Genomic DNA, 23,232 nt, shown 5'->3' with positions numbered 1-23,232 from the left:
TTGCAACCGTCGCCTTCGCACGGTCCAGCCAATGGAGAGTAGAAAATGGCATTCGAACTTCCCGCTCTGCCCTATGCAATCAACGCTCTGGAACCGCACATCTCCCAGGAAACTCTGGAATATCACCACGGCAAGCACCACAACACCTACGTGGTCAACCTGAACAATCTGGTGCCGGGTACCGAGTTTGAAGGCAAGTCTCTGGAAGAGATCATCAAGACCTCCAACGGCGGCATCTTCAACAACGCCGCCCAGATCTGGAACCACACCTTCTACTGGCACTGCCTCTCCCCGAATGGCGGTGGCGAGCCGACTGGCGCCCTGGCTGATGCCATCAACAAGGCATTCGGCTCCTTCGCCGAGTTCAAAGATGCCTTCACCAAATCAGCCATCGGCAACTTCGGTTCCAGCTGGACTTGGCTGGTGAAGAAAGCTGACGGCTCTCTGGCTATCGTCAACACCTCCAACGCTGGCTGCCCGCTGACTGAAGCCGGTACCACCCCGCTGCTGACCGTTGACCTGTGGGAGCACGCCTACTACATCGACTTCCGCAACCTGCGTCCGAAGTACATGGAAACATTCTGGGCTCTGGTTAACTGGGAATTCGTGGCCAAGAATTTGGCTGCCTAATCAGCCTCGCTTGCCAAAACGCCCCGCACTGCGGGGCGTTTTTTTATCTCGATATGGCTGCGAAAATGAATAAGGCGCCCGCAGGCGCCTTTTACATATCGGGATGACCCGCTTACTGGTCCAGCTCGTCCATGTATTCATCCAGATTTGCGTCGTCAGCCTGCTCTTGCTGAGACGCTTTGAGCTCGGTCTGCTTGCCCGTCACCTTGCCCTGGTTATATTGCAGGTAGAAGTCCTTGGTCAGCGCATAGGGGTCGAGGGAGTTGTCGATGATCCGCTCCTGATCGATCAGCTTGGCACGTGTGCCCAAGCCATCCAGTGCCCAGTGTGCAACCTTCATCGGGAAGGTTAACAGGGCATAGGGGAAGTAGAAGCTGTCAATCGCATCGCCAACCAGCTCCCGGGTGGTAGTCGGGCCGTAGACAGGCACCATGATGTAGGCACCATTACCGATATCGGCCCTGCCCAGCACTGTGTCCATTTCCAGCTTGTTACGCTCGAGGCCGGCATGTTTGGCCACATCGAAGATACCCAGCAGACCGACCGTGGTGTTGAGGGTAAAGCGCCCCAGGTTGGTGCCCGCCCCCTTCAAATCACCGGTGATCAGATGGTTCACCATGCTGCTTGGCTCATCAAAGTTGGCAACAAAGTTGGCAATGCCATCCTTCACCCCGACCGGAATGTAGCGGGCATAGGCATGTACCACAGGACGTGCCACATAGGGCTCCAGCACATCATAGTTGACCGCCCACATGGCCCGGTTGGCCCCCTGGAAGGGATCGCGCGGATCGGCCGCCGTACTGGTGGCTCCCGGATTATTCATGCCGGGATTGAGCTCCAGACTCTCTGGGCCAGGCTTGGGTGGGCCACCGGCACAGCCAGCCAGCAAGAGGGCTGCCAGTATGGCCCCTGAACGAAGATACATATGATTGTCCTGACGTTTTATTTTGATTTATCAGAAGTATAGATAACCCGGCTCCTATCCAGGAGCTGGGTTATCCAAAGGCATATTAGAGGGCGTGATCGATGCGGATGTCAATCGGAGCAGCAGGGATCTCGGCCGTCTTGACCGGCACGGATACCCCTTCGAAGGCTCCTTCCTTGTTCATCACATTGCCACCGCGCGAGAGACGTGCCTTGAACTGCAGCTCCGGATAGGCCGCCAGTTTGCTACCTTCCATCATGGCATCCCCATCCCCGAGTGACAGGGTAACAGGCAAGGTTGGCCCTGCGATACGCTTCACGGCGATGGGCATGGGCGGCCCGTTGGGCACCACGGCAAAGACGAAGAGATGGGCATCTTCCGGCATCTGAATGCCCGCCGCCAACGTGACGTGGATGGGGAATTCCCCCTCCTTCACCGCCAGCGGTTGCCCCTCAACTGCGCCCGCTTTGGCTGCGCCTGAATTCGTCACCTCGATGCCGCGCTGCTTGAGCTGCGCGCGGGCATACTCCATGGAGCGCTCGACCATCACGTAACGGGGGGTACCTTTCTCCATCAGTGGCAACATCGCCTGCCAGCGAGCCAGCGCGGTCTGGAAGTCCTCTTTTTGCAGCGCCATAAAGGCATAGACGGAACGCGCCTCGATATTGTCCGGATCCTGCGCGATAGCAGCCTGCAACAGGGCATCCGCTTGCGCCTCATCCCCCGTCATCATCAGCGCCTGCGCGTAGGGCACCGCCACCAGCGACTTCTGGGGGGCCAGCGTGTAGGCCCGCTCCAGCGCCTCGCTGGCCATCTCGGGATCATTGCCATCCAGCGCCAAGCGTCCCAGCAGCAGCCAGCCGCGGTAGTTGTTCGGTTCATCCTTGAGGCGGGTACGCAGTGCCAGCGTGAAATCCAGCAGATCCTGCTCGGTCACCTGGGCATCGCGTTCCACCAGAATGCGGTTGCTCAGCTCGCCAAGACGGCTGCTGGCATCTTGCCAGCGACTCACCTCTTGCCAGGAGCCCAACTTGTAGTAGAGCCCCAGACTCACCACCAACAGCACCAGCACACCCGGGATCCAGATCAGACTCTTGCCACTGCGGGCAGTCTGCTCCACATCAGGGATATCATCCAAGAGACTTCGTTGCAGCTCGACCAGCGAGTCGGACTCCTCAGCCAGGACACCCTGCTCGCGCTCTTCGCCAATCTCCAGCAGCCGCTGGCGATAGAGCTGTTTGTTGAGCGCCGAGCGACTGATGCTCTGTTTGCCTTCACCACGCCACAGCGGCACGACGAGCGCCAGACTCACCAGCACCAGCAAGCCCGCAATAACTATCCAAAAAGCGGTCATTGTTTCTCTTCCTCTTTGAGCAGCTCGGCCAGTCGGCGCTGCTCCTCCTCGCTCAAGGCGTTATCCAGTTGTTTTTTCACCGCAGGGGGTCGGCGGCTGCGCATCACGACCACGGCGCCACCGATCAGGATCACCAGCAGCGGGCCAAGCCAGAGGATCAGGGTTGATGCCATCAACGGCGGGTTATAGAGGATAAAGTTGCCGTAGCGGGCCACCATGTAATCCACTATCTCATCCTTGTCCTTGCCCTGACGCACCATCTGGTAGGTCTTGTCGCGCAAGTCCTTGGCCAGCCCCGCATTGGAGTCGGCGATATCCTGGTTCTGACACTTGGGGCAACGCAGCTCCTTGGTCAGTTCGCGAAAGACCTGCTCCTGATTGTCGTTGTCGAAGCTGTAGACATCGATAGCGGCCATGGCCGGCGCTTGCACCACCGATCCCAGCAACAGCAGCAGGGAAGCAATAAATACTCTCATCAGGACTCCCCTCACTTCATGGCATCAAAGATGGGTTTGAGGGTCGACGCCCAGTTCTCGGGGTTGATATCCCCCACGTGGCGATACCGGATGATCCCCTTGCTGTCGATAAAGAAGGTCTCCGGCGCGCCGTATACCCCGAGATCCAGCCCCAGCATGCCGTCCGGATCATAGAGGTTGACCTGATAGGGGTTGCCCAGCTCCGCCAGCCATTTGATCGCCTTGTCGCGCTCATCCTTGTAGTTCATGCCGATGATGGGAATACCCTGCCCCGCCAGCTGTTTGAGGTAGGTGTGCTCGCCATAGCAGGTCGGGCACCAGGTAGCCCAGACGTTGAGCAGCATGGGGCGACCGGTCAGGATACTGCGATCGTGCTGCTTGTTCAGATCGTAAATGTCCTGCAGGGTGAACACTGGCACCTCTTTGCCCACCATCACGGACTCAAGCTTGGTGGGATCGGAGTAGAGCCCCTTGAACAGGAACACAGCCCCCAGCAAAAAGACGATAAAGGGGATTAAAAACAACCAGGTCTTTTTGTTCATGCCTTGGCCTCCTCCTCACGACGGCCGAAACGGTAACGCTTGTCGAGCATCGCCAGCACGCCACCAATAGCCATAAAGACGCCGCCGAACCAGATCCAGCGCACGAACGGCTTGTAGTAGATCCGCACCGCCCAGGCACCGTTGTCGAGCTGTTCCCCCAGCGCCGCATAGAGATCGCGGGTGATACCGGCATCGATGGCCGCTTCGGTCATCGGCATCCGGGTCACCTTGTACATCCGCTTCTCGGGCTTGAGCAGGGCGACCTGCTTGCCATTGCGGTGCACTTCCAGCACGCCCTTAAAGCCATCGTAGTTGGGGCCGTTCTTCTCCTTGATCCCGGCAAAGACGAACTCGTAATCGGCAAAGTGCACCCGATCACCCGCCTGCATCCGCAGATCCTTCTCGATGCTGTAATTCTGGGTGCAGGCGATACCTATGATGCTGACTGCCAGCCCCACATGGCCGAGGATCATGGCCCAGTGGCTATTGCCAAGCTTGCGCACACCGACTGCAAAGCTGTGCTTGTGGGTCGCTCGCGCCCAGGTCTCCTGCACGCTGGTGACGATGATCCAGGCCCCCAGACCAATCCCTACCGCCGCCCACGGCTTGAAGGTTTCGGCAAAGAGCTGCGGCAACAGCAAAGCTGCGGCCAGACTCAGCACCAGTGCCACAACCACCTTGCTTTTGAGTTCCCCCAGCTCCTGACGACGCCAGCGAAACAGCGGGCCAACCCCCAGCAGCAGGGCAAACGGGATGATCAGCCAGCTGTAGATGTGGTTGAAGAAGGGGGTACCGATAGAGATGCTCCCCAGCCCCAGCTCCTTGTGCACCAGCGGCAGCAAGGTACCGAGCAGCACGGTCAGCAGACCCGCCACCAGCATGATGTTGTTGCAAAGCAGCAGGGTCTCGCGGCTCCACAGCTCGTGTTTACCGTGGCTCTTCACCTGCGAGCCTTTGAAGGCAAACAGCAGCAAGGATGAGCCGATCACCGCCAGCAGGAAGCCGAGAATAAACAGGCCGCGGGTCGGATCGGAGGCAAACGCATGGACCGAGACCAGCACGCCGGAGCGCACCAGGAAGGTACCCAGCAGGCTCAACGAGAAGGCGGAGAGGGCCAGCAGCACGGTCCACGCCTTGAAAGTGGCGCGCTTCTCGCTCACCGCCAGCGAGTGCAGCAGAGCGGTACCCGCCAGCCAAGGCATAAACGAGGCGTTTTCTACCGGATCCCAGAACCACCAACCGCCCCAACCGAGCTCGTAGTAGGCCCACCAGGAGCCGAGCACTATGCCCAGGGTCAGGAATACCCAGGCCGCCATGGTCCAGGGGCGCGACCAGCGAGCCCAGGTCGCATCGAGACGGCCGGTCATCAGCGAAGCAATGGCAAAAGCAAACGCCACCGAGAAACCCACATAACCCATGTAGAGCATCGGCGGATGGAAGATAAGACCCGGATCCTGCAGCAGCGGATTGAGGTCGCGACCATCTACCGGGAAATAGGGCAAGGTGCGGGTGAAGGGATCGGAGGTGAACAGCACGAAGGCAGTGAAGCCGACCGAGATCAGCCCCAACACGCCGAGTACCCGCGCGACAGCATCGAGCGGCAGGCGGCGACTGAACATGGCCACCGCCGCAGTCCAGCCCCCTAAGGTCAGAACCCACAGCAGCAGGGAGCCTTCGTGGGCCCCCCATACCGCCGAGATGCGATAGGCGAGCGGCAGCAGGCTGTTGGAGTTAGTGGCCACATACTGCACGGTGAAGTCATTATCGATAAAAGCCCAGGTCAGGCAGAGAAACGACAGCAGCAGCAGCAAGAACTGGGCATAGGCGAGCGGACGGGCCGCCGACATCATGCCAAGACGCCCCCAACTAGCGCCAAGCAGCGGGTAGCTGCCCAGCAGCAGGGCGGTGGCAAAGGCCAGGATAAGCGCAAACTGACCTAATTCCGGGATCATGAAGGCATTCCTTTCAATTGAACGGTGACAACAGCCGCACCACGCACGGCAGGCAAAGCGGAAAAGGCAAACACCACAGGGATCACTGCTTGGCTCCCTTCAACTGCGCCTCGGTATACTCCGGCTTGAAGTGCATACCGTTGGTGGCATCGGCCACTTCCGGCGGCATGTAGTTCTCATCGTGCTTGGCCAGCACCTCGAACGCCTCTACGGTCGTGGCATCCTTGAGGGTGCCCTGGGCAACAATCCCCTGCCCTTCACGGAACAGATCCGGCAGGATGCCGTCAAACTCGACCTTCACCAGATGACCGCCGTTATCCACCAGCTTGAAGGCAACCTTGAGGCTCTGGGGATCCCGCTGTACCGATCCCGGCACGACCAACCCACCGATGCGCAGGCGCTGCCCCTCTTCCGGCTTGATCTTGTCCGGCCCCTTCCCCTCCACCAGCTCGCTCGGGGTGTAGAAGAGGTCGATATTCTGACTGAGGGCGTAGAGCACCAGCCCGCTGACGGTCGCCAGACCCAGGGTGATGGCGAGAATGATGGTGAGGCGTTTTTTGCGTCTCGGATTCATAGGGTGTTCTCCATCTGCTGGGCCGCCTTGCGACGGGCCTCACGCGCCTGCTTGCTGCGCAACTCACCGAGCAGGCTGCGGGTTTTCATGCGGGTAGAAATGATGATGCCGACCAGGCACACCAACGTCAGGCCAAAAGAGAGCCAAACATAGAAGGCGTAACCGCCCATCGCCATAAAATCACTGAAAGAGGCAAAGTGCATGCTTACTTCTCCTGCTCTGCAATCTCTTTGACCCAGGGACGATGCCACTCCCGCATCAGGAGTTCATTGCGAAAACGCATCAGGGTCAGGGCCCCGAGAAATGCAGCAAACGCCAGGATCATGATCAGCAGCGGCCAGAGCATCTCGGGTGAAATGGAGGGTTTGTCAAATTTGGTGATGGTGGCCCCCTGATGCAGGGTATTCCACCACTCCACCGAGTAGTGAATGATGGGCAGGTTGATCACCCCGACCAGCGCCAGAATGCCGGCCGCACGGCCAGCAACCACCTTGTCGCTGAAGGCGTTGTAGAGAGCAATCACGCCGAGGTAGAGAAACAGCAGGATCAGTTCAGAGGTGAGCCGTGCATCCCACACCCACCAGGTTCCCCACATCGGCTTGCCCCAGGCGGCACCGGTAAAGAGGGCAATAAAGGTAAATACGGCACCGACCGGCGCAATGGCTGCAACCGTCATGTCCGCCATCCGCAGTTGCCACACCAGGCCGATAAAAGCGGCCACCGCCATGGTGGAGTAGGCCCCCATGGAGAGAATGGCGGAAGGCACGTGGATATAGATGATCCGGAACGAATCTCCCTGCTGGTAATCCGCTGGCGCAAACGCGAGGCCCCAGACAGTACCGACCACAAACGAGAGCAGACTAATCACCGCAAACCAGGGCAACAGCGTGCCTGCCAGCTGATAGGCACGCTCCGGTTTGGCATAAGGGTGCAACCATTTCCACATAGCTCACAAAACCTTTTTGTTATTAATCGTTTGGCGAGGCCTACCATACCGACCACGGGGCAGCATCAAATACCCCGAAAGCAATAAGCGGCACTCTCCTTGATCCATCGCAACATTATTTTTTGCAAAAAGACTCCGTTCGGAGCCAAATCCGGTTCAGCTCACGGCCATCAGTTGAGGCTGACCCGCAACGCCGCCGACACAGCCAGCGGCGTCAGTGTCAAAGCCCCCACCAGCATGGCGGCCAGAATGGCAAGCTGCCCGCCATAGGGCAAGCTCATCCCCGCGGCATCGATGGCTGAGGTGGCAAAAATCAGTACCGGAATATAGAGCGGCAGGATCAGCAGACTAAGCAGCACCCCGCCTTTGCGCAATCCCACCGTCAACGCGACCCCGACCGCGCCGAGCAGGCTCAATACCGGAGTGCCCAGTGCCAGCGTCGCGACGACAGCCAGATAGGTGTTCATATCCAGCGACAGCAAAATCGCCAACAAGGGAGAGATCAGCAGCAGCGGCAAGCCGGTCAGCAGCCAGTGAGCGACCACTTTCGCCAGCGCCAGCAAGCCCAGCGGGTGCGGCATCAGCATCATCTGCTCCAGCGCGCCATCGACAAAGTCGTCGCGAAACAGCCGCTCCAGCGACAGCATTGCCGCCAATAGCGCCGCCACCCAGATAATCCCCGGGGCAATACGGGCAAGCAGTTTGGGCTCCGGGCCAATGCCTAACGGAAACAGGGTGATGACGATGAGGAAAAACCAGAGCGGATTGAGAATATCGGAACGCTGGCGCAGAGCCATCAGCAGTTCACGGTGAATAAGGTGCATAACAGCGCGCAACATGGCGTTACTCCTGCAATGTCGAGGCGAAGGGGGTCAACGAGATAGTCTTCAGCCGTCCCTGCATCAGGGTCAGATCCTGATGGGTGGTGAGGATCACCATGCCGCCCCGCTCGGCGTGGGCCAGAAAGAGCTGCTCGAGCACCTTGACCCCTTGCTTGTCGATGGCGGTAAAGGGCTCATCGAGGATCCAGAGCGCCGGTTTCTGTGACAGCCAGAGTCTGGCCAGAGCCACCCGGCGTTGCTGACCGGCAGAGAGTTGCCCGGTCGGGTTCTCTTCAAACCCGGCAAGCCCTACCCGGGCCAATATCTGCCACAAGTCAGTCTCTGTCTGCTGCGGGTGATGCAACTGCTGGTAGAACTTCAGGTTTTCAAAAGGTGTCAGCGCCGCTTTGACGCCCGGCTGATGGCCGAGATAGAGCAGATTGGCATGATACTCATCACGACAGTGACGAATATTCTCCCCATTCCAGCACACCTCACCGGCAAACGGCTGCGACAGCCCGGTCAACAACCGCAACAGGCTGGTCTTGCCAACCCCGTTGGGCCCTTCAATTTGCACCAGATCGCCAGGCGCAACAGAGAAAGATAGGTGTTCAAACAGAGTGCGATCTTCGCGCACGCAGCTCAGATTGTTAACTTGAAGCAGCATGGGGATTTTTTCAGAGAAAATGAAGCGGTCTGCATCTTAACACAGTATTGGAATACGTCTTTTCAAAGATGCAACAATTGAACTGACTGGCGACCGGGATCACAAAGAAAATGCGGTAGAAACCATCCGCTCAACGCAGCCGGGGGACAAGCGGCTGCACGCCATAAAATTCAGGAAGGCAATTGCCTTCCTGAATCATCAAGAGCGACCTTTTCGCAACGATATCAAGAGCTCAGCCTCTGCCTTTGGCAACTCGCACTCACTCATGACTTCATCAAGATCGGCGCCCAGTTCGACCATCTTTGCCGCTCGGCTGTAGAGCCTGCGTTCGGGATCCTGCATAGTCAGCTCTTGCTGGCGCTCATTGACCTGCTGCATCGCCCCTTCCACCGACTGCAGACGCTGCCCCATGCCAATAGCGCCGGTATGGAGTTCCATCATCTGCTTGCGCAAGCTTTCCAACTGACCTTGCAGGGTTGCCACACTGGCCTCGGACTCCTGCTTGCTGCGCTTGCTCTTGAACCAGATATAAGAGGCAAACGCCAAGGCAATCAGGGATATCCCCAAGGCAACCATCTCGATTATCAAAACATCACCTTACTTATCAGAGGGAACCGATATCTTCCCACTCTTCATCGGAGAGCAGCTTGTTCAAGTCAACCAGGATCAGCAGTTGCCCATCGCGGTTGCTCACCCCCTGAATAAACTTGGCGCTCTCTTCAGTACCGACCGCAGGTGCCGCATCGATTTCGGAAGAGCGCAGATAAACCACTTCCGCCACGCTGTCGACCATGATGCCGATCACCTGCTTCTCGGCCTCGATGATCACGATCCGGGAGTTTTCACTCACATCACCAGAAGGCAGACCGAAACGGGAACGGGTATCGATGACAGTCACCACATTGCCACGCAGGTTGATGATCCCCAGTACGTACTCAGGCGCACCCGGCACCGGTGCAATTTCGGTGTAGCGCAACACCTCCTGAACCTGCATCACATTGATGCCATAGGTTTCGTTCTCCAGTTGGAAGGTTACCCATTGCAGCACTTCATCTTCGGCCAGATTCTGTGCAATATTGCGCTTTTCTGTCATGTTTTTATTCCTTTTATGAAAACGTCTACTGCTAAAACTAGCAATAAAACAGCTCGATTGCAGAAGTTATCAGCGACCTTCTATGTTAACCCCACGCTCCAACAACAGGAGCAGTTCGCGAACGTGTAACAGGGCACACATTTTTTCTTTGACCATGCCCGCCAACCAGGGGCGCTTGCCCTCCTGATGGCGCCATTTCACCTGGTCACGGTGTAATAATTCAGTCCCTTTGAGATGGTGGCAGGCTAATCCCCACGGCGATTCACCAAGCATAATCAGATACTTGTAATCATCCATCTCGAGATGCTGACCCGGCATGACCCACTGGGCAGTATCGACCACATTCATCTTCTGCTCGCGAGAGGTCATGATCCCCTTGTACCAGCCCGGCTGGCCAAACAGGGAGGTGATCTCGCCCAGCTGATGAATACCACCCAGCTCGGTCAACGGCACCGCAAACGTCACACCCGCGACTTCAAAGAAAAGGGCCTGAAACTCTTTACCGGTATCGATATTTTCCCAGGTAACAGGTTCACTGGCCTCGACCGGCGCAACCTCCAGCGCCGTCTCGGTCAGGATAGTAGTATGGGGCTCCGCAATCTCGGGAAGCAGCACCTCCGCAGGCCATTCAGGCTCTACCGGCAGCAGTGATTCCTCTGCCACAATCTCCAGCGGTGCGGTGAGAGTCGCTTCCTGGGTGAAGGCGTCATTCTCAAACTGGACTTGTCCCACCTGAGCCAATAGCTCACCGAGCTGGGCAAGCCGAGGATCGCTTTCGAGGTATGGTGCGGCGACTACCTCGGGGACGCTTTGGGGCTGACGTTGCAACTGTAAAACAGGGGCGGATTGAGCCGCTTCTACCTCATCCAGCACCAGTGGCTCATCGAGCAGCAGGGAATGGAAATAGTCATCCATCGCCCGAACTTGAATGGTATCTCTCATGCCGTCACCTCATGAACCCGTTGCCGCTCAAGGGCATCAAGATGGTTGAGCAGCGTTTCATATGCATAGGTTCCACGACTCCCGGGAGAATAGATAGACGGGGGGATATGCAGCAAGCTGGCATCCCGAAACTTGGTATCAATAGGGATCACCGCATTCCACACTGAATCCCCATATTGATCCTTGATCGACTTCAAGGTCATCAGAGAGGCACGGGTGCGCTTGTCGAACATGGTCGGGATCACGGTATAACGGAACTTGTCACGCTTGGAACGCTGCATGATCTCGAATGTTTTCATCATCCGCTCCAACCCCTTGAGGGCCAGAAATTCTGTCTGGACAGGCACCAGAATGCGATCGCAGGCAGCCAGCGCGTTGACCATCATCACCCCCAGCACTGGCGGGCAATCGATCAGCACGTAATCATATTGATCCTGAATGCGCAGCAGTGCCCGCTTCAGTACCAGTCCCATCCCCTCACGATTGCCCATCACCCGATCAAGGGTCGCCAAGGTAATAGATGCTGGCAGTAAGTTGATATTTTCGAACTTGGTCTTGAGCGTCAGTTTATTGACAAGCTCGGCTGTCGGTTTGACAGCTTGAAACAACTCATAGAGGGTTCCATCCAGGCGATCTGAATCAAAATCAAGATATGCAGTCAGCGAAGCATGGGGGTCGGTATCAATCAACAGCACCCGCTGGCCACGCTGGGCCAGGATCCCCGCAAGCGAGACCACTGTGGTGGTTTTACCCACACCACCTTTCTGGTTGGCAACCGTCCAAACAATCACTGTATCAATCCTGCCTTGTTGTTATGCGTATGCCACCACCGGGCAAGGTGATCACCTTTATCTCTCCTGCATCCACCGCCTGCTGTACAGCAGGAACCGGTTCAGCAACTACCGTAGGCGTTGCAACAACAGGTGCTGGCGGCACCCAGGCAAACTTGGAGATAGCGACCACAACCTTGCGATTCTGCAGTCTGCCCTGCTCGCTGCCGTTGTCAGCAAAGGGGGAAAACTCGCCATATGCCTCGAACGCCAGACGCTGGGGGGCGATCCCATCTGCAATCAAACCATTGAGTACCGCTTCGGCCCGAGCAGCAGAAAGCGCCCAGTTAGAACGATAAATTTCATTATTTATCTGTTGGTTATCGGTATAACCCCGAACCCTTACATAGTTATCGACCGGTTTGAGAATACTTGAAAGAGTATTAATGACCGGTGCAGCGTTTGGTCCCAAAAAGGCACTGCCGCTGCCAAACAACAACCCGGAACTAAGTTCTATCGTCAGCCAATTCTCATCTTGCGTCACTTTGACGATACCGGCATCCACCAGCGAGCCCATGCTCTGTTGCAACTGCATATCGAGTTTTGCAAGTGTCGCGCCATCTTGCAGCACTGGCACACCAGAAATAGGAGCAAGTGAAGGAGAGGGGGATGCTGGGCTTTCCAGCAATGATGGAGAGGCAGATACCGGGTTATCCAGCAGGGAATTACCCTGCCCTTCAAGCAAGCCATTGCCGCCAGACTGCATGACACTGAACGCCTGGCTCATACCATCAATCACCGCGCGATACTTGTCCTTATTCACCAGTGCAACAGAGTAGAGCACCACGAACAAGGCAAAGATCAGCGTCATATAATCGGCATAGGAGACCAGCCAGCGGTCAAGATGCTCGCGACCCTGCAAGTGCAACCGATAGCGCTTGCGCATGGCTACTCTCCTTTCAAATAGGCCCTGAGCCGGCGTTCAACCTGCAAGCCGTTTTCACCATGGGCGATAGCCAGCAGCCCTTCCAGGGTCATCTCCTGAAAGAGTGCATAGTGATAGTGAAATGCGCGTAGCCTGTTGGCGATAGGCAGGTAGATGAGGTTGGCAAACCCCACTCCATAGATGGTTGCCACAAATGCCACTGCGATCCCAGCTCCCAGTGCTGATGGGTCTTCGAGATGAAACATGGCCTGGATCAGGCCCAGCACGGCACCGATGATCCCGATGGTCGGACTGTACCCCCCCATTGCTTCAAATACCCTGGCGGCATGTTCATTACGCTCCTGCTCGATATCGATATCGGCTTCGAGCAACATGCGAATATCCTCCGTGGAGACCCCATCGACAATCATGCCAAGCCCTTGGCGAGTAAAGTTGTCTTCCTCCTGCTCGGCCTGATTTTCAAGGGCCAGCAGCCCTTGCTGGCGCGCAAAGACGGCCCATGACTGCAACCGTTCGGCCTGCGCCGCGAGATCTTGGTGGGGAGGGGTAAAAATCCATAACAGCTGGCGCAACGCCAGCAGAATGTACTTGGCAGGAGTCTGCAACGTGACAGCACCGACAGTACCGCCCAGCACGATCAAAAAAGCGGGGCCGTCCACCAGCGTCAACAGGGAGCCGCCATGCCACAGTTGGGCAATGGCAATAGCCCCCAATGCCAGGAGCAGACCGAGCAAGCCCATGATTAGCGCCCCAACTCAACCAGAATACGCTGGGCCACCTTGTCCAGAGGGAGTGATTCGCTGGCAATCCCCGCTTTGGCTACTGCTTGGGGCATACCATATACCACGCAGGAAGCCTCATCCTGAGCCCAGATGGTTGATCCCTGCTCTTTCAGCAGTCTGGCGCCATCACGGCCATCTGCGCCCATACCGGTCAACACAATCGCCAATACCTTGTCGGCATAGGTTTTGGCCGCAGAGGCAAAAGTGATGTCCACACAAGGCTTGTAATTGACCTTGTCGTTGCCATCCACGATGCGAATGCGGGCCCCTGCACCACGACCTTCCAGCAGCATCTGTTTGCCACCGGGAGCAAGATAGGCATGCCCTGGTTTAAGCACATCGCCATCTTCCGCTTCCTTGACGCCAATCTGACATAACCCGTTGAGACGGGCAGCAAACGCGGCGGTAAAAGTGGCTGGCATATGCTGGATAAGCAAGATGGGATGGGGAAAATCCCCCGGCAACTTGGTCAGCACATTTTGCAAAGCAACTGGTCCGCCGGTAGAAGTACCGATCGCCACCAACTGATAACTCTTACCACTGCGTTTGAATGAAGCACTTGGCACAGTGCGTTGCAGGTCAGGCTGACGATCTGAAGATCTGGGCGCTGTGCTGCCCAGCGGAGCACGAGCAACGGGTTCAGGTGCTTTGGGGCGAGCAGCGGATGTCATCAGGAAGCGCTTGCGAGAGATCTCCTTTACCCGCTGTTGCAATAGCCTGACCGCTTCATCTTTGTCTCTGGCAATGTCCTCAAACTTCTTGGGCAAGAAATCGAGGGCACCGGCGTCCAGCGCATCAAGCGTAGCCTTGGCCCCTTCATGGGTCAGGGAGGAGAACATCAGAATGGGGGTTGGGCACTTGGCCATGATCTCCCGCACCGCACTGATGCCATCCATCACGGGCATCTCGATGTCCATGGTGATCACATCAGGGCGCAGTGACAGCGCCTTGTCCACCGCCTCACGTCCATTCTGGGCCGTATCAATCACCGTCAGCATGGGATCCTGATTGATGATCTCGCTCACCCGACGGCGAAAGAAGCTCGAATCGTCGACAACTAATACCTTGACTGCCATTGTTGTTTTTCTAACTCCTTGGGCCTGAGCTATTAATGTCTACGCGCATATGCTTTGAGCAGACTCGGCACATCCAAAATAAGAGCGATTCCGCCATCACTGGTAATCGTCGCACCGGCCATGCCAGGGGTGCCTTGCAGCAGGTTATCAAGTGGCTTGATCACCACCTCTTCCTGACCAATCAAGCTGTCTACCACAAACCCGATTTGCTGAGTGCCAATCTGCACGATCACCACATGTCCGGTATCCTGACGTGAACGCTTGTTGGCGCCACGAATCAACCACTTGTGCAGATAGAAGAGCGGTATCGCCTTCTCGCGCACAATGATGGTGAGCTGGCCATCAACCATGTTGGCCTTTTTCAGATCCAGATGGAAAATCTCGTTCACACAACCAAGGGGAAGTGCGAAGGTCTGCTCACCCACTTCCACCATCAGAGTTGGCAGAATGGCCAGCGTCAACGGAACCTTGATTTCGAGACGGGTACCTTTCCCCCAGGTGGAATCGATGTGCACCGATCCATTGAGGCTGACAATGCTGGTTTTAACCACATCCATTCCGACACCACGGCCAGAGATATCAGAGATCTCGGCCTTGGTTGAAAAGCCCGGAGCAAAGATCAGGTTATAGGCATCGTTGTCGCTCATGCGAGCGGCAGTATCTGCATCCAGAACACCGCGACTGATTGCGATGGACTTGAGTTTCTCAGGATCCATCCCTGCCCCATCATCCTCGATGCAAAGCAGAATATGGTCACCTTGCTGGGAGGCGCTAAGGGTAATTGTCCCTTGCCGCGGCTTGCCCGCTTTCTCCCGCACATCCGGCATTTCGACCCCGTGATCGCAGGAGTTGCGAACGAGGTGAACCAGAGGATCGGCGAGCGCCTCTACCAGGTTTTTATCCAGATCGGTCTCTTCCCCCACCATCACCAGCTCAATCTCTTTCTTGAGGGTTCTGGCCAGATCACGCACCACGCGCGGGAAACGACCAAATACCTTCTTGATTGGCTGCATGCGGGTTTTCATCACCGCACCTTGCAGGTCAGCCGTTACCACATCCAGATTGGCAACCGCCTTTGACATCTCTTCATCATTACTGGCAATACCCAAGCTCACCAGCCGGTTACGAACCAGTACCAACTCACCTACCATGTTCATGATGACATCGAGGGTCTTGGTATCCACCCGCACCGTCGTATCGCTTTGCACGGCACTGTTTTCTACTGGCGCAGGCGCAGACTTGGCGGCTGGTGCTGGAGCCTTGGCTACTTCAGCGGGTTTTGCGGGGGCAGCCGGTGCTGGTTTGGCTACAGGAGTGGCCGATTTGGGCGGAGTCACCGCAGCAGGTGCGGCAGGTGCGGCAGGTGCGGCAGGTGCGGCAGGTGCGGCAGGTGCGGCAGGTGCCATAGTACTCTGAGGCCCTTGACCACGACCATGCAATTCATCGAGCAGACGCTCAAACTCATCATCATCGATAAGCTCGTCCACCTCTTTTTGCACCGACTTCAGAGGATTTACCTCTGGCGCCCCCATGTGCTGTCCCTGACCATGGAGCTGATCCAACAAGGCCTCAAACTCATCATCGGTGATATCGCCAGAGCCACCCGCTATCGGGGCTGCAGCAGCCGTCTTGGTCGGAGCACCGCCCACGCCGTGGAGCTCGTCCAGCAGACGCTCGAATTCGTCTGCAGAAATTTCATCGATCGAGCCGCCGCCATTGACAGGAGCAGGCTCGCTGCTGATGGCTGCGGGTTCAAAAACTTCTGGAGCAACTTCTTCAACAACTACCGGTGCTACAGGTTCAGATTCTACAGCCGCAGCCGCAGCCGCACTGGTAGCAGTGCGCAGTTGCTCTTCCCCTTCTGGCTTGCACAACTCATGGAGGTCATGAAGCAAATCATCTGACGCAGGGCTGGGTGCTTCGCGATTTTGAACCTGGGCGAACATGACATTGATGGCATCCAGCGCTTGCAGGATTACATCCATCAGCTCCGCAGTAACGGTTCGCTTGCCATTACGCAAGATATCGAACACGTTTTCCGCACCGTGGCATACATCAACCAGTTCACCGAGCGACAGAAAACCTGCCCCCCCTTTCACGGTATGGAAACCGCGAAAGATGGCATTCAACAGGTTCTTGTCATCGGGCCGCTTTTCCAAGTCGACCAGTTGTTCAGACAACTGTTCCAATATTTCGGATGCTTCGACCAGAAAGTCTTGCAGTATGTCTTCATCAACTTCGAAGGCCATGCGTCACTCCATTAGAATCCCAAGCTAGACAGCAGATCGTCCACATCATCCTGACCATTGACCACATCGGCACGAGCCTCGGGGTTCATGATAGGGCCCTCTGCTTCAATCCCGTTGACAGGAATACTACGAGTTGAATGCTCAGCAGAAGCCTCACCAAACATGGTCAGCATTTCTATTAATTTTGTTTCAACTTCCTGAACAAGCTTGATGACCTTGCGGATCATCTGACCTGTCAAATCCTGAAAATCTTGTGCCATCAGGATTTCTGTCAGCAGTTGCCGTAATTTATCGGCATCAGACTCTGAATCCTTAATAAAATCATCAAGTTGGTGACATAAGGATTTGAACTGCCCCACGCTCATGTCACGAGACATCAGGGCATTCCAGTTCGGCATCACCAGCTGGATATTGTCATTCAGGCGATCCGCTATCGGCAAACTGGCTTCCACCGCATCCATTGTGCGATTGGCCGCTTTGTCGGTCATATCGATAACGTAGCTCAAGCGTTCCCGAGCATCGGGAATATCATGAGTAGCCAAATCGGGAATACGGGGATCAAGGCGAAATTCTTGAAGTGAATCATGCAGTTGTCGGGTCAGCTGACCTACTTTTTCAAACAGATCGGCTGCGTTGGGGGCACATACTTCGGCAAGCAGTTCATCGGCCAGCTCAAATTCGCCTTGCTCCAGATGAGCAACAAGCATCCTTGCCTGGTCGAGCGAAATCATTGCTCTCGTTTTGGCCATCATCCCTGCAGCTCCTTAGCCAATTCGTTCGAAAATTTTGTCGAGTTTTTCTTTGAGCGTTGCTGCGGTGAAGGGCTTGACGATGTAACCGTTGACGCCAGCTTGGGCGGCTTCAATGATCTGCTCACGTTTGGCTTCAGCAGTTACCATCAGTACCGGCAGATGCTTGAGCTTCTCATCGACACGGATGGCTTTAAGCAGGTCAATACCTTGCATGCCAGGCATGTTCCAGTCGGTAACTACAAACTGAAAATCACCATTTTTCAGCATCGGCAGCGCTGTATTGCCGTCATCCGCCTCATGGGTATTGTTGAATCCCAAGTCGCGCAGCAAGTTCTTGATAATCCGGCGCATCGTTGAAAAATCGTCAACAATGAGGATTTTCATGTTCTTGTCCAAAATTCCCTCCTAAATAGCCACCAGAGTGGCTCACTTACATGATGCTAAAAACGGGTTGTGTCGTGCGGATTATGCCTTAGAGTTTCATCTCAGTGTAGCCAGTACAAACACTTATAGATGCCAATCTCTCAAACGAGCACGCAATCTGTGCATTGCCTGACTGTGGATCTGGCTCACACGCGACTCGCTGACATTCAAAACCTCGCCAATTTCACGCAAATTCAGCTCTTCATCGTAGTAAAGAGAGAGAACCAAAGCTTCTCTCTCTGGTAGACGACCAATTTGCTCGGATAATTGAATCTGAAATCGCTCGGCAGCCAATTCATCGAATCCCGAGCCTGAAGGAGCATCATCGGGGTTACCGATCACATCCTCGCTGACCCCCAGATCCTCGATACCGATAATTTTGCCGCAAGAGACGTCTTGCAGCATCGCATGGTAATCAGCGATGGAGACCCCCATCTCGGCAGCAACCTCGGTATCTCGCGCGTCACGCCCGTGCGTCTGCTCGACATTCTCGATCGCTTCTGCAATAGCCCTGCTGTTGCGATGCACTGAACGGGGCACCCAGTCACCACGCCGGATCTCATCCAGCATGGCGCCACGGATGCGGATCCCGGCATACGTCTCGAAGCTTGCTCCCTTGCTACCGTCAAAGTTGCGGGAGGCTTCAAGCAGCCCAATCATACCTGCCTGGATCAGGTCATCCAGCAAGACACTGCTGGGCAGGCGAGCCAACAAATGCTGGGCAATTCGCTTGACCAGGGGAGCATGACGCTCCACCAGCACGTAGGAATCCTGATGACGCAAGTACGCTTGGGCTTTATTCACGGGAACCTTCCTGTGTTGTGGCCGGTTTCTGCAACAAATTTTCCAGGAAAAACTCCAGATGGCCGCCTGGCTGGTTGGGAACCGGCCAGCTCGCCGCCTTGTTGGCAAGGGCCCGGAACGCCAGTGCGGCCGGCGACTTGGGAAACGCCTCGACAATCAACTTCTGCTTGCGCACGGCGGCACGCAGATTGGTGTCATAGGGTACACAGGCGACCAGTTCCAGCGAGGTGTCGAGGAAACGATCCGTGACCCGGGTCAGTTTGGCAAAGAGCTCCTGCCCTTCGCGCAGACTGCGCACCATATTGGCCACTACCTTGAAGCGGAACACACCGTGATCTTTGGAGAGGATCTTGATGAGGGCGTAGGCATCGGTGATGGAGGTCGGCTCATCGCAAACCACCACCATGATGTCCTGAGCTGCTCGGGTGAAGCTCAGCACCATGTCGGAGATCCCCGCAGCCGTATCCACCAGCAGGATGTCGACCTGGGTCTTCATCTCGCTGAAGGCACGGATAAGCTCGGCATGCTGCACCGGAGAAAGCTCGACCATGGACTGGGTGCCCGAGGTCGCAGGCACGATCATCATGCCGTAGGGGCCTTCGACGATGATATCGTCGATGGTGCATTCACCCGCCAGGACATGAGAGAGGTTGCGATGAACCCGCAGCCCAAGCATGACGTCGACGTTGGCCAGACCCAGGTCGGCATCCAGCACCATCACCCGCTTGCCTTGGGCGGCCATGGCTCCGGCCACGTTCAGGGTCACGTTGGTCTTGCCCACGCCACCTTTACCACCGGAAACGGCGATTACTTTTACTCGATTGTTTTGACGCATTTTGCGCAGACCACTCGCCTGATCCATATACATGTTACTCATAAAACTCCGAATCTTCGGCCTCGCCAAAGCCTGCGCCCCAGAAATAGGGCTCCTCTGTTTCTCGCTCCAGCGAGCCCATGGCAGCCCCGACGAGCTGCGCCGCATTGGCAACCTGAATATCTTCCGGAACCCTTTGTCCGTCAGTGATATAGCTGATGGGCAATGAATTCTGGATACACACGTTAATCACTTCGCCCAGATTCAGACTTTCATCCAATTTGGTAAGTATGCAGCCGCTTAATGGAATACGCCGGAAATGGTCAACCGCTTCCTGCATCACCCGACGCTGGGAAGTTGCCGACATCACCAGATAACTGCGGATCCGTACCTTGGCATTCTTGACCAGGGTATCGAGCTGCTCGGTCAACCGGATATCCCGTTGGCCCACCCCGGCCGTATCGATAAGTACCAGCCGACGATGGCGGAACTGATAAAGGGCATTGGCCAGCTCTTCGGCATCACGCACCTGCCGTACCGGGCAACCCATGATGCGACCATAGGTCTGCAGCTGTTCATGGGCACCAATCCGGTAGTTGTCGGTGGTGATCAGCGCCACCTGCTCGGCGCCATACTTCATGGCGAAACGGGCCGCCAGCTTGGCGATGGTGGTGGTTTTGCCCACCCCGGTCGGACCAAGCAGCGCCACCGCGCCGCCCTGACGCATGATCTCGTCCTCACTGATCTTGAGCTGGGCCGTCAGCACTTCGGCCAACTGGGCCATCGCCTGATGGATGGACATATCTTCGGGGATCAGTCCCGCCAGTTGATCGGCAAAGGCATCATCAAAGCCGAGCTTTTTGAGCTCCTTGATCAGCAGGGCCCGCATCGGTTCGCGGCGCTCCACCTCTTGCCACATCAGCCCGGAGATCTGGTGCTCCAGCAATTTGCGGATGCTGGCCATCTCCTTGCGCATCCCCTCCATCTCCTGATCCCGCTGGGCAGGTTGAGGAGCACGCGGGCCGGACGCAACCCGGGCCTTGGGTTTGGCAGGTTCGGGGGCTGCGCCCCACTGCCCCTGCTCGGCCAATGTTCTGGGCGCTGCATTGGCAGCGGCCAGACCGGCCGATTGGGTATTGCCCATTGGCGCCCCATTGCCCGGCTTGAGCTTCTGCTGGCGCGCCAGCAAGGCGGCCAGGGTATCGGCATAATGTTCGTTCTGCTCCTTCGCCGGCGACGGCTCGGGGCGGATCATCTGCCGTGCAGCAGACGAAATATTGACGCTCTCATCGTTCAGCTGACGGCGAACCGGCGCATCTTTGGGCCCCGGAACCTGGGATTGATAATCGACTGCGGCGACTATCTCTACCCCTCCGGTGACCTTCTTGTTGGACATGATGACGGCGTCAGGCCCGAGAGTCTCCTTGACCTCGGCCAGAGCCGTTCGCATATCCTTGGCAAAAAACCGCTTAATCTTCACCCGTCGTCTCCGCTAACTAGTTCTGCCCTACCGCACTGACGATGCGGATCTGCTTGTCGTCGGGCACTTCCTGATAAGACAGAACGCGCAATCCAGGAATGGCATTCTTGACAAATTTCGCCAGGGTATTGCGCAAGATCCCCGATGTCAGAAGCACGGCCGGTTGGCCTTCCAATTCTTGTCGTTGAGTGGCTTCCACCAGCGAGCGCTGCATCCGCTCTGCCAGACCCGGTTCAATACCGGCACCATCACCGCCACCAGCCTGCAGGGATTGATGCAATATACGTTCCAATTCCGGCGCCAAGGTAATCACCGGCAGCTCGGGATCGGGGCCTGCAATCTCTTGCACAATCAGGCGACGCAGGGCAATCCGGCAAGCGGCCGTGAGCACTTCCGGATCCGGACTGCGCGGCGCGTATTCAACTAGGGTCTGCAGGATAGTGCGCATATCGCGGATTGGCACGCCTTCATTGAGCAAATTCTGCAATACCTTCACAAGGTTACCCATGCTGATCACTTCCGGCACCAACCCTTCGACCAGCTTGCTCTGATGTTTGCCAATCATGTCGAGCAGTTGTTGTACCTCGTCATGACCCAGCAGCAGAGCCGCATGGTTGGTCAGGATCTGGCTCAGATGGGTAGCCACCACGGTCGCGGTATCCACCACCGTATACCCCAGCGTCTGTGCCTGAGAGACCATCTCCTTGGCAACCCAGACCGCTTCCAGTCCGAAGGCGGGATCCCGGGTGGCTATCCCCTGGATCTGGCCGAACACCTGCCCCGGATTGATGGCCATCTCCTTATCATGGTAGACATTGGCCTCGCCGGTACTGACCCCCATCAAGGTGATGCGGTATTGGTTTGGCGCCAGATCCAGGTTGTCGCGAATGTGGACGGCCGGGACCAGAAAGCCCAGCTCTTGTGAGAGTTTCTTGCGCACCCCTTTGATCCGGTTGAGCAGTTCGCCCCCCTGATTGCGATCCACCAGCGGGATCAGCTGATAACCCACTTCCAGCCCGATGATGTCCACCGGCATCACATCATCCCAGCTCAGCTCTTTCTGCTCATGAGGTTGTTCGGCAGTGGCAGGCAGCAGCTCGCCCTTGGCCGCTTTGGCGGCAGCCAGTTTCTCGCGGCGCAGCAACCACCAGGCGCCAGCGGCGGCAAGAGCCCCCAGACTCAGGAAGGCGAAATGCGGCATCCCCGGCACCAGCCCCATCATCAGCAGAATCCCGGCCGAGATGATCAGCGCCTTGGGATTGTCAAACAGCTGGCCTAGTACTGCGGTACCCATGTCCTGATCGGTATTCTGACGGGTCACTATGATGGCGGCGGCGATGGAGAGCAGCAGGGAGGGGATCTGCGCCACCAGACCGTCACCGATGGCCAACAAGGTATAGATCTCGGCCGATTCGCTGAAGGTCAGCTGGTGCTGCATCATCCCGATGATGAAGCCGCCGATGATGTTGATAAAGAGGATCATGATGCCCGCAATGGCATCCCCTTTGACAAACTTGGAGGCACCATCCATGGAGCCGTAGAAGTCAGCTTCCTGGGTCACATCCTGGCGACGCTTCTTCGCCTCTTCCTGATTGATGAGGCCGGCGTTCAAATCGGCATCGATGGCCATCTGTTTGCCCGGCATCGCATCAAGGGTAAAACGGGCACTCACTTCCGCGATCCGCCCGGCACCCTTGGTGATCACCACAAAGTTGATGATCATCAGGATGGTGAAAACGATGATGCCGACCGCATAGTTGCCGCCGATCACCACGTTACCGAACGCTTCGATCACATGGCCGGCCGCCGCACTACCATTATGACCTTCCAGCAACACCACCCGGGTCGAGGCGACGTTCAACGCCAACCGCAGCAAGGTAGCGAGCAGCAGTACGGTCGGGAAGGCAGCAAATTCCAGGGGGCGGCGGGTATAGACGGATACCAGCAGCACCACGATGGAGAGGGCAATGTTGAAGGAGAAGAGCACATCCAGCATCAACGGCGGGATGGGTAACACCACCATGCCGAGCGCGGCCAATACCAGCAGAGGGGTGCCAAGGCCTTTGCCCAATACTCCCCGGTACTCTTTGAACTGGCCCAATACTGCCTTGAATTCCATCGCTCTTCTCAATTTCAACCTGCTGGTGCCAGATTAAAGCAAACATCAAGCCAACAATACAAGGCATTGAAATGCAATGGATTTATTTTGACTAC

At 56.7% G+C, this 23,232-nt stretch carries 25 protein-coding genes; 1 reads left to right on the top strand and 24 read right to left on the bottom strand.

Features of this window, described 5'->3' with window-relative positions:
* The first annotated feature begins 45 nt into the window (after positions 1–45).
* A complete protein-coding gene (gene sodB / locus AB5Z05_RS04880) occupies positions 46–630 on the top strand; it encodes a superoxide dismutase [Fe] (RefSeq protein WP_005334664.1) in 585 nt (194 codons plus the stop codon).
* 112 nt (positions 631–742) lie between these two features.
* Here sodB and AB5Z05_RS04875 read toward each other — a convergent pair whose 3' ends face one another.
* From AB5Z05_RS04875 to flhA, 24 genes are all read right to left on the bottom strand, one after another.
* Positions 743–1,555, bottom strand: coding sequence for a VacJ family lipoprotein (locus AB5Z05_RS04875; protein ID WP_047434286.1), 813 nt, complete (start codon positions 1,553–1,555; stop codon positions 743–745).
* Positions 1,556–1,640: 85 nt separating this feature from the next.
* Entirely contained in the window at positions 1,641–2,909 is a 1,269-nt protein-coding gene (gene ccmI / locus AB5Z05_RS04870) for a c-type cytochrome biogenesis protein CcmI (RefSeq protein ID WP_368150310.1), read from the bottom strand.
* Positions 2,906–3,385: a cytochrome c-type biogenesis protein gene (locus tag AB5Z05_RS04865; protein ID WP_368150308.1), complete on the bottom strand. Its 480-nt coding sequence runs from the start codon at positions 3,383–3,385 to the stop codon at positions 2,906–2,908. The genes ccmI and AB5Z05_RS04865 overlap by 4 nt, the downstream gene beginning before the upstream one ends.
* A gap of 11 nt (positions 3,386–3,396) precedes the next feature.
* The gene (locus AB5Z05_RS04860) at positions 3,397–3,927 is read right to left on the bottom strand and encodes a DsbE family thiol:disulfide interchange protein (RefSeq protein WP_005353655.1); all 531 of its coding nucleotides are present in this window, start codon (positions 3,925–3,927) and stop codon (positions 3,397–3,399) included.
* Positions 3,924–5,879 (bottom strand): heme lyase CcmF/NrfE family subunit, encoded by a 1,956-nt coding sequence (locus tag AB5Z05_RS04855; RefSeq protein ID WP_107683679.1) that lies wholly within the window; start codon positions 5,877–5,879, stop codon positions 3,924–3,926. The genes AB5Z05_RS04860 and AB5Z05_RS04855 overlap by 4 nt, the downstream gene beginning before the upstream one ends.
* An 82-nt stretch (positions 5,880–5,961) precedes the next feature.
* Positions 5,962–6,453: a cytochrome c maturation protein CcmE gene (ccmE, locus tag AB5Z05_RS04850; protein WP_005334685.1), complete on the bottom strand. Its 492-nt coding sequence runs from the start codon at positions 6,451–6,453 to the stop codon at positions 5,962–5,964.
* Positions 6,450–6,656 carry a heme exporter protein CcmD gene (gene ccmD, locus AB5Z05_RS04845; RefSeq protein WP_019444732.1) on the bottom strand — a complete coding sequence of 69 codons (207 nt, stop codon included), beginning with the start codon at positions 6,654–6,656 and terminating at the stop codon, positions 6,450–6,452. Before ccmD ends, ccmE begins: the two co-directional genes overlap by 4 nt.
* A 2-nt stretch (positions 6,657–6,658) precedes the next feature.
* A complete protein-coding gene (locus AB5Z05_RS04840; RefSeq protein ID WP_368150306.1) occupies positions 6,659–7,399 on the bottom strand; it encodes a heme ABC transporter permease in 741 nt (246 codons plus the stop codon).
* A gap of 170 nt (positions 7,400–7,569) precedes the next feature.
* The gene (gene ccmB, locus AB5Z05_RS04835) at positions 7,570–8,238 is read right to left on the bottom strand and encodes a heme exporter protein CcmB (protein ID WP_103251228.1); all 669 of its coding nucleotides are present in this window, start codon (positions 8,236–8,238) and stop codon (positions 7,570–7,572) included.
* 4 nt (positions 8,239–8,242) lie between these two features.
* Positions 8,243–8,887 carry a cytochrome c biogenesis heme-transporting ATPase CcmA gene (gene ccmA / locus AB5Z05_RS04830; protein WP_005353659.1) on the bottom strand — a complete coding sequence of 215 codons (645 nt, stop codon included), beginning with the start codon at positions 8,885–8,887 and terminating at the stop codon, positions 8,243–8,245.
* A 198-nt stretch (positions 8,888–9,085) separates the two neighbouring features.
* A complete protein-coding gene (locus tag AB5Z05_RS04825; RefSeq protein ID WP_368150392.1) occupies positions 9,086–9,463 on the bottom strand; it encodes a DUF2802 domain-containing protein in 378 nt (125 codons plus the stop codon).
* A 28-nt stretch (positions 9,464–9,491) separates the two neighbouring features.
* Positions 9,492–9,980, bottom strand: coding sequence for a chemotaxis protein CheW (locus AB5Z05_RS04820; RefSeq protein ID WP_005298836.1), 489 nt, complete (start codon positions 9,978–9,980; stop codon positions 9,492–9,494).
* 69 nt (positions 9,981–10,049) lie between these two features.
* Positions 10,050–10,922, bottom strand: coding sequence for a chemotaxis protein CheW (locus AB5Z05_RS04815; protein ID WP_368150303.1), 873 nt, complete (start codon positions 10,920–10,922; stop codon positions 10,050–10,052).
* On the bottom strand, positions 10,919–11,713 hold the full coding sequence (locus AB5Z05_RS04810) for a ParA family protein (RefSeq protein WP_005334696.1): 795 nt from the start codon (positions 11,711–11,713) through the stop codon (positions 10,919–10,921). The genes AB5Z05_RS04815 and AB5Z05_RS04810 overlap by 4 nt, the downstream gene beginning before the upstream one ends.
* Positions 11,714–11,717: 4 nt before the next feature.
* Positions 11,718–12,638 carry a flagellar motor protein MotB gene (locus tag AB5Z05_RS04805; RefSeq protein ID WP_129503545.1) on the bottom strand — a complete coding sequence of 307 codons (921 nt, stop codon included), beginning with the start codon at positions 12,636–12,638 and terminating at the stop codon, positions 11,718–11,720.
* Positions 12,639–12,640: 2 nt separating this feature from the next.
* Positions 12,641–13,378 (bottom strand): flagellar motor protein, encoded by a 738-nt coding sequence (locus AB5Z05_RS04800; RefSeq protein ID WP_019444726.1) that lies wholly within the window; start codon positions 13,376–13,378, stop codon positions 12,641–12,643.
* A gap of 2 nt (positions 13,379–13,380) precedes the next feature.
* Positions 13,381–14,496, bottom strand: coding sequence for a chemotaxis response regulator protein-glutamate methylesterase (locus AB5Z05_RS04795; protein WP_236375395.1), 1,116 nt, complete (start codon positions 14,494–14,496; stop codon positions 13,381–13,383).
* 32 nt (positions 14,497–14,528) lie between these two features.
* The gene (locus AB5Z05_RS04790; protein ID WP_368150300.1) at positions 14,529–16,745 is read right to left on the bottom strand and encodes a chemotaxis protein CheA; all 2,217 of its coding nucleotides are present in this window, start codon (positions 16,743–16,745) and stop codon (positions 14,529–14,531) included.
* Between the two features lie 11 nt (positions 16,746–16,756).
* Positions 16,757–17,497 carry a protein phosphatase CheZ gene (locus tag AB5Z05_RS04785; RefSeq protein WP_368150298.1) on the bottom strand — a complete coding sequence of 247 codons (741 nt, stop codon included), beginning with the start codon at positions 17,495–17,497 and terminating at the stop codon, positions 16,757–16,759.
* Between the two features lie 12 nt (positions 17,498–17,509).
* Positions 17,510–17,893, bottom strand: coding sequence for a chemotaxis response regulator CheY (gene cheY, locus AB5Z05_RS04780; protein WP_013723552.1), 384 nt, complete (start codon positions 17,891–17,893; stop codon positions 17,510–17,512).
* Between the two features lie 111 nt (positions 17,894–18,004).
* On the bottom strand, positions 18,005–18,724 hold the full coding sequence (locus AB5Z05_RS04775) for an RNA polymerase sigma factor FliA (protein ID WP_019444723.1): 720 nt from the start codon (positions 18,722–18,724) through the stop codon (positions 18,005–18,007).
* Complete coding sequence (locus AB5Z05_RS04770; RefSeq protein WP_013723550.1) at positions 18,717–19,592, bottom strand: MinD/ParA family protein; 876 nt, start codon at positions 19,590–19,592, stop codon at positions 18,717–18,719. The genes AB5Z05_RS04775 and AB5Z05_RS04770 overlap by 8 nt, the downstream gene beginning before the upstream one ends.
* 1 nt (position 19,593) lies before the next feature.
* Positions 19,594–21,018 (bottom strand): flagellar biosynthesis protein FlhF, encoded by a 1,425-nt coding sequence (flhF, locus tag AB5Z05_RS04765; protein ID WP_164536340.1) that lies wholly within the window; start codon positions 21,016–21,018, stop codon positions 19,594–19,596.
* A gap of 16 nt (positions 21,019–21,034) precedes the next feature.
* Positions 21,035–23,137, bottom strand: a complete 2,103-nt coding sequence (gene flhA, locus AB5Z05_RS04760; RefSeq protein WP_005353675.1) for a flagellar biosynthesis protein FlhA — start codon at positions 23,135–23,137, stop codon at positions 21,035–21,037.
* Positions 23,138–23,232: the final 95 nt, after the last annotated feature.

The organism is Aeromonas sp. R2-4 (genome assembly GCF_040908365.1).
Classification (GTDB): domain Bacteria; phylum Pseudomonadota; class Gammaproteobacteria; order Enterobacterales; family Aeromonadaceae; genus Aeromonas; species Aeromonas veronii.
The sequence above is the reverse complement of the archived record's forward strand: the minus strand, read 5'-3'. Positions and strand labels throughout refer to the sequence as shown.

Coding starts and splice junctions, on each gene's coding strand:
- ccmE (WP_005334685.1), bottom strand. CDS start 6,453: ATGAATCCGAGACGCAAAAAACGCCTCACCATCATTCTCGCCATCACC.
- flhA (WP_005353675.1), bottom strand. CDS start 23,137: ATGGAATTCAAGGCAGTATTGGGCCAGTTCAAAGAGTACCGGGGAGTA.
- AB5Z05_RS04800 (WP_019444726.1), bottom strand. CDS start 13,378: ATGGGCTTGCTCGGTCTGCTCCTGGCATTGGGGGCTATTGCCATTGCC.
- ccmA (WP_005353659.1), bottom strand. CDS start 8,887: ATGCTGCTTCAAGTTAACAATCTGAGCTGCGTGCGCGAAGATCGCACT.
- AB5Z05_RS04805 (WP_129503545.1), bottom strand. CDS start 12,638: ATGCGCAAGCGCTATCGGTTGCACTTGCAGGGTCGCGAGCATCTTGAC.
- AB5Z05_RS04825 (WP_368150392.1), bottom strand. CDS start 9,463: ATGGTTGCCTTGGGGATATCCCTGATTGCCTTGGCGTTTGCCTCTTAT.
- AB5Z05_RS04855 (WP_107683679.1), bottom strand. CDS start 5,879: ATGATCCCGGAATTAGGTCAGTTTGCGCTTATCCTGGCCTTTGCCACC.
- AB5Z05_RS04785 (WP_368150298.1), bottom strand. CDS start 17,497: ATGATGGCCAAAACGAGAGCAATGATTTCGCTCGACCAGGCAAGGATG.
- ccmB (WP_103251228.1), bottom strand. CDS start 8,238: ATGTTGCGCGCTGTTATGCACCTTATTCACCGTGAACTGCTGATGGCT.
- AB5Z05_RS04790 (WP_368150300.1), bottom strand. CDS start 16,745: ATGGCCTTCGAAGTTGATGAAGACATACTGCAAGACTTTCTGGTCGAA.
- ccmI (WP_368150310.1), bottom strand. CDS start 2,909: ATGACCGCTTTTTGGATAGTTATTGCGGGCTTGCTGGTGCTGGTGAGT.
- AB5Z05_RS04840 (WP_368150306.1), bottom strand. CDS start 7,399: ATGTGGAAATGGTTGCACCCTTATGCCAAACCGGAGCGTGCCTATCAG.
- AB5Z05_RS04815 (WP_368150303.1), bottom strand. CDS start 10,922: ATGAGAGATACCATTCAAGTTCGGGCGATGGATGACTATTTCCATTCC.
- AB5Z05_RS04875 (WP_047434286.1), bottom strand. CDS start 1,555: ATGTATCTTCGTTCAGGGGCCATACTGGCAGCCCTCTTGCTGGCTGGC.
- AB5Z05_RS04820 (WP_005298836.1), bottom strand. CDS start 9,980: ATGACAGAAAAGCGCAATATTGCACAGAATCTGGCCGAAGATGAAGTG.
- AB5Z05_RS04865 (WP_368150308.1), bottom strand. CDS start 3,385: ATGAGAGTATTTATTGCTTCCCTGCTGCTGTTGCTGGGATCGGTGGTG.
- AB5Z05_RS04860 (WP_005353655.1), bottom strand. CDS start 3,927: ATGAACAAAAAGACCTGGTTGTTTTTAATCCCCTTTATCGTCTTTTTG.
- AB5Z05_RS04795 (WP_236375395.1), bottom strand. CDS start 14,496: ATGGCAGTCAAGGTATTAGTTGTCGACGATTCGAGCTTCTTTCGCCGT.
- AB5Z05_RS04770 (WP_013723550.1), bottom strand. CDS start 19,592: ATGTATATGGATCAGGCGAGTGGTCTGCGCAAAATGCGTCAAAACAAT.
- ccmD (WP_019444732.1), bottom strand. CDS start 6,656: ATGCACTTTGCCTCTTTCAGTGATTTTATGGCGATGGGCGGTTACGCC.
- sodB (WP_005334664.1), top strand. CDS start 46: ATGGCATTCGAACTTCCCGCTCTGCCCTATGCAATCAACGCTCTGGAA.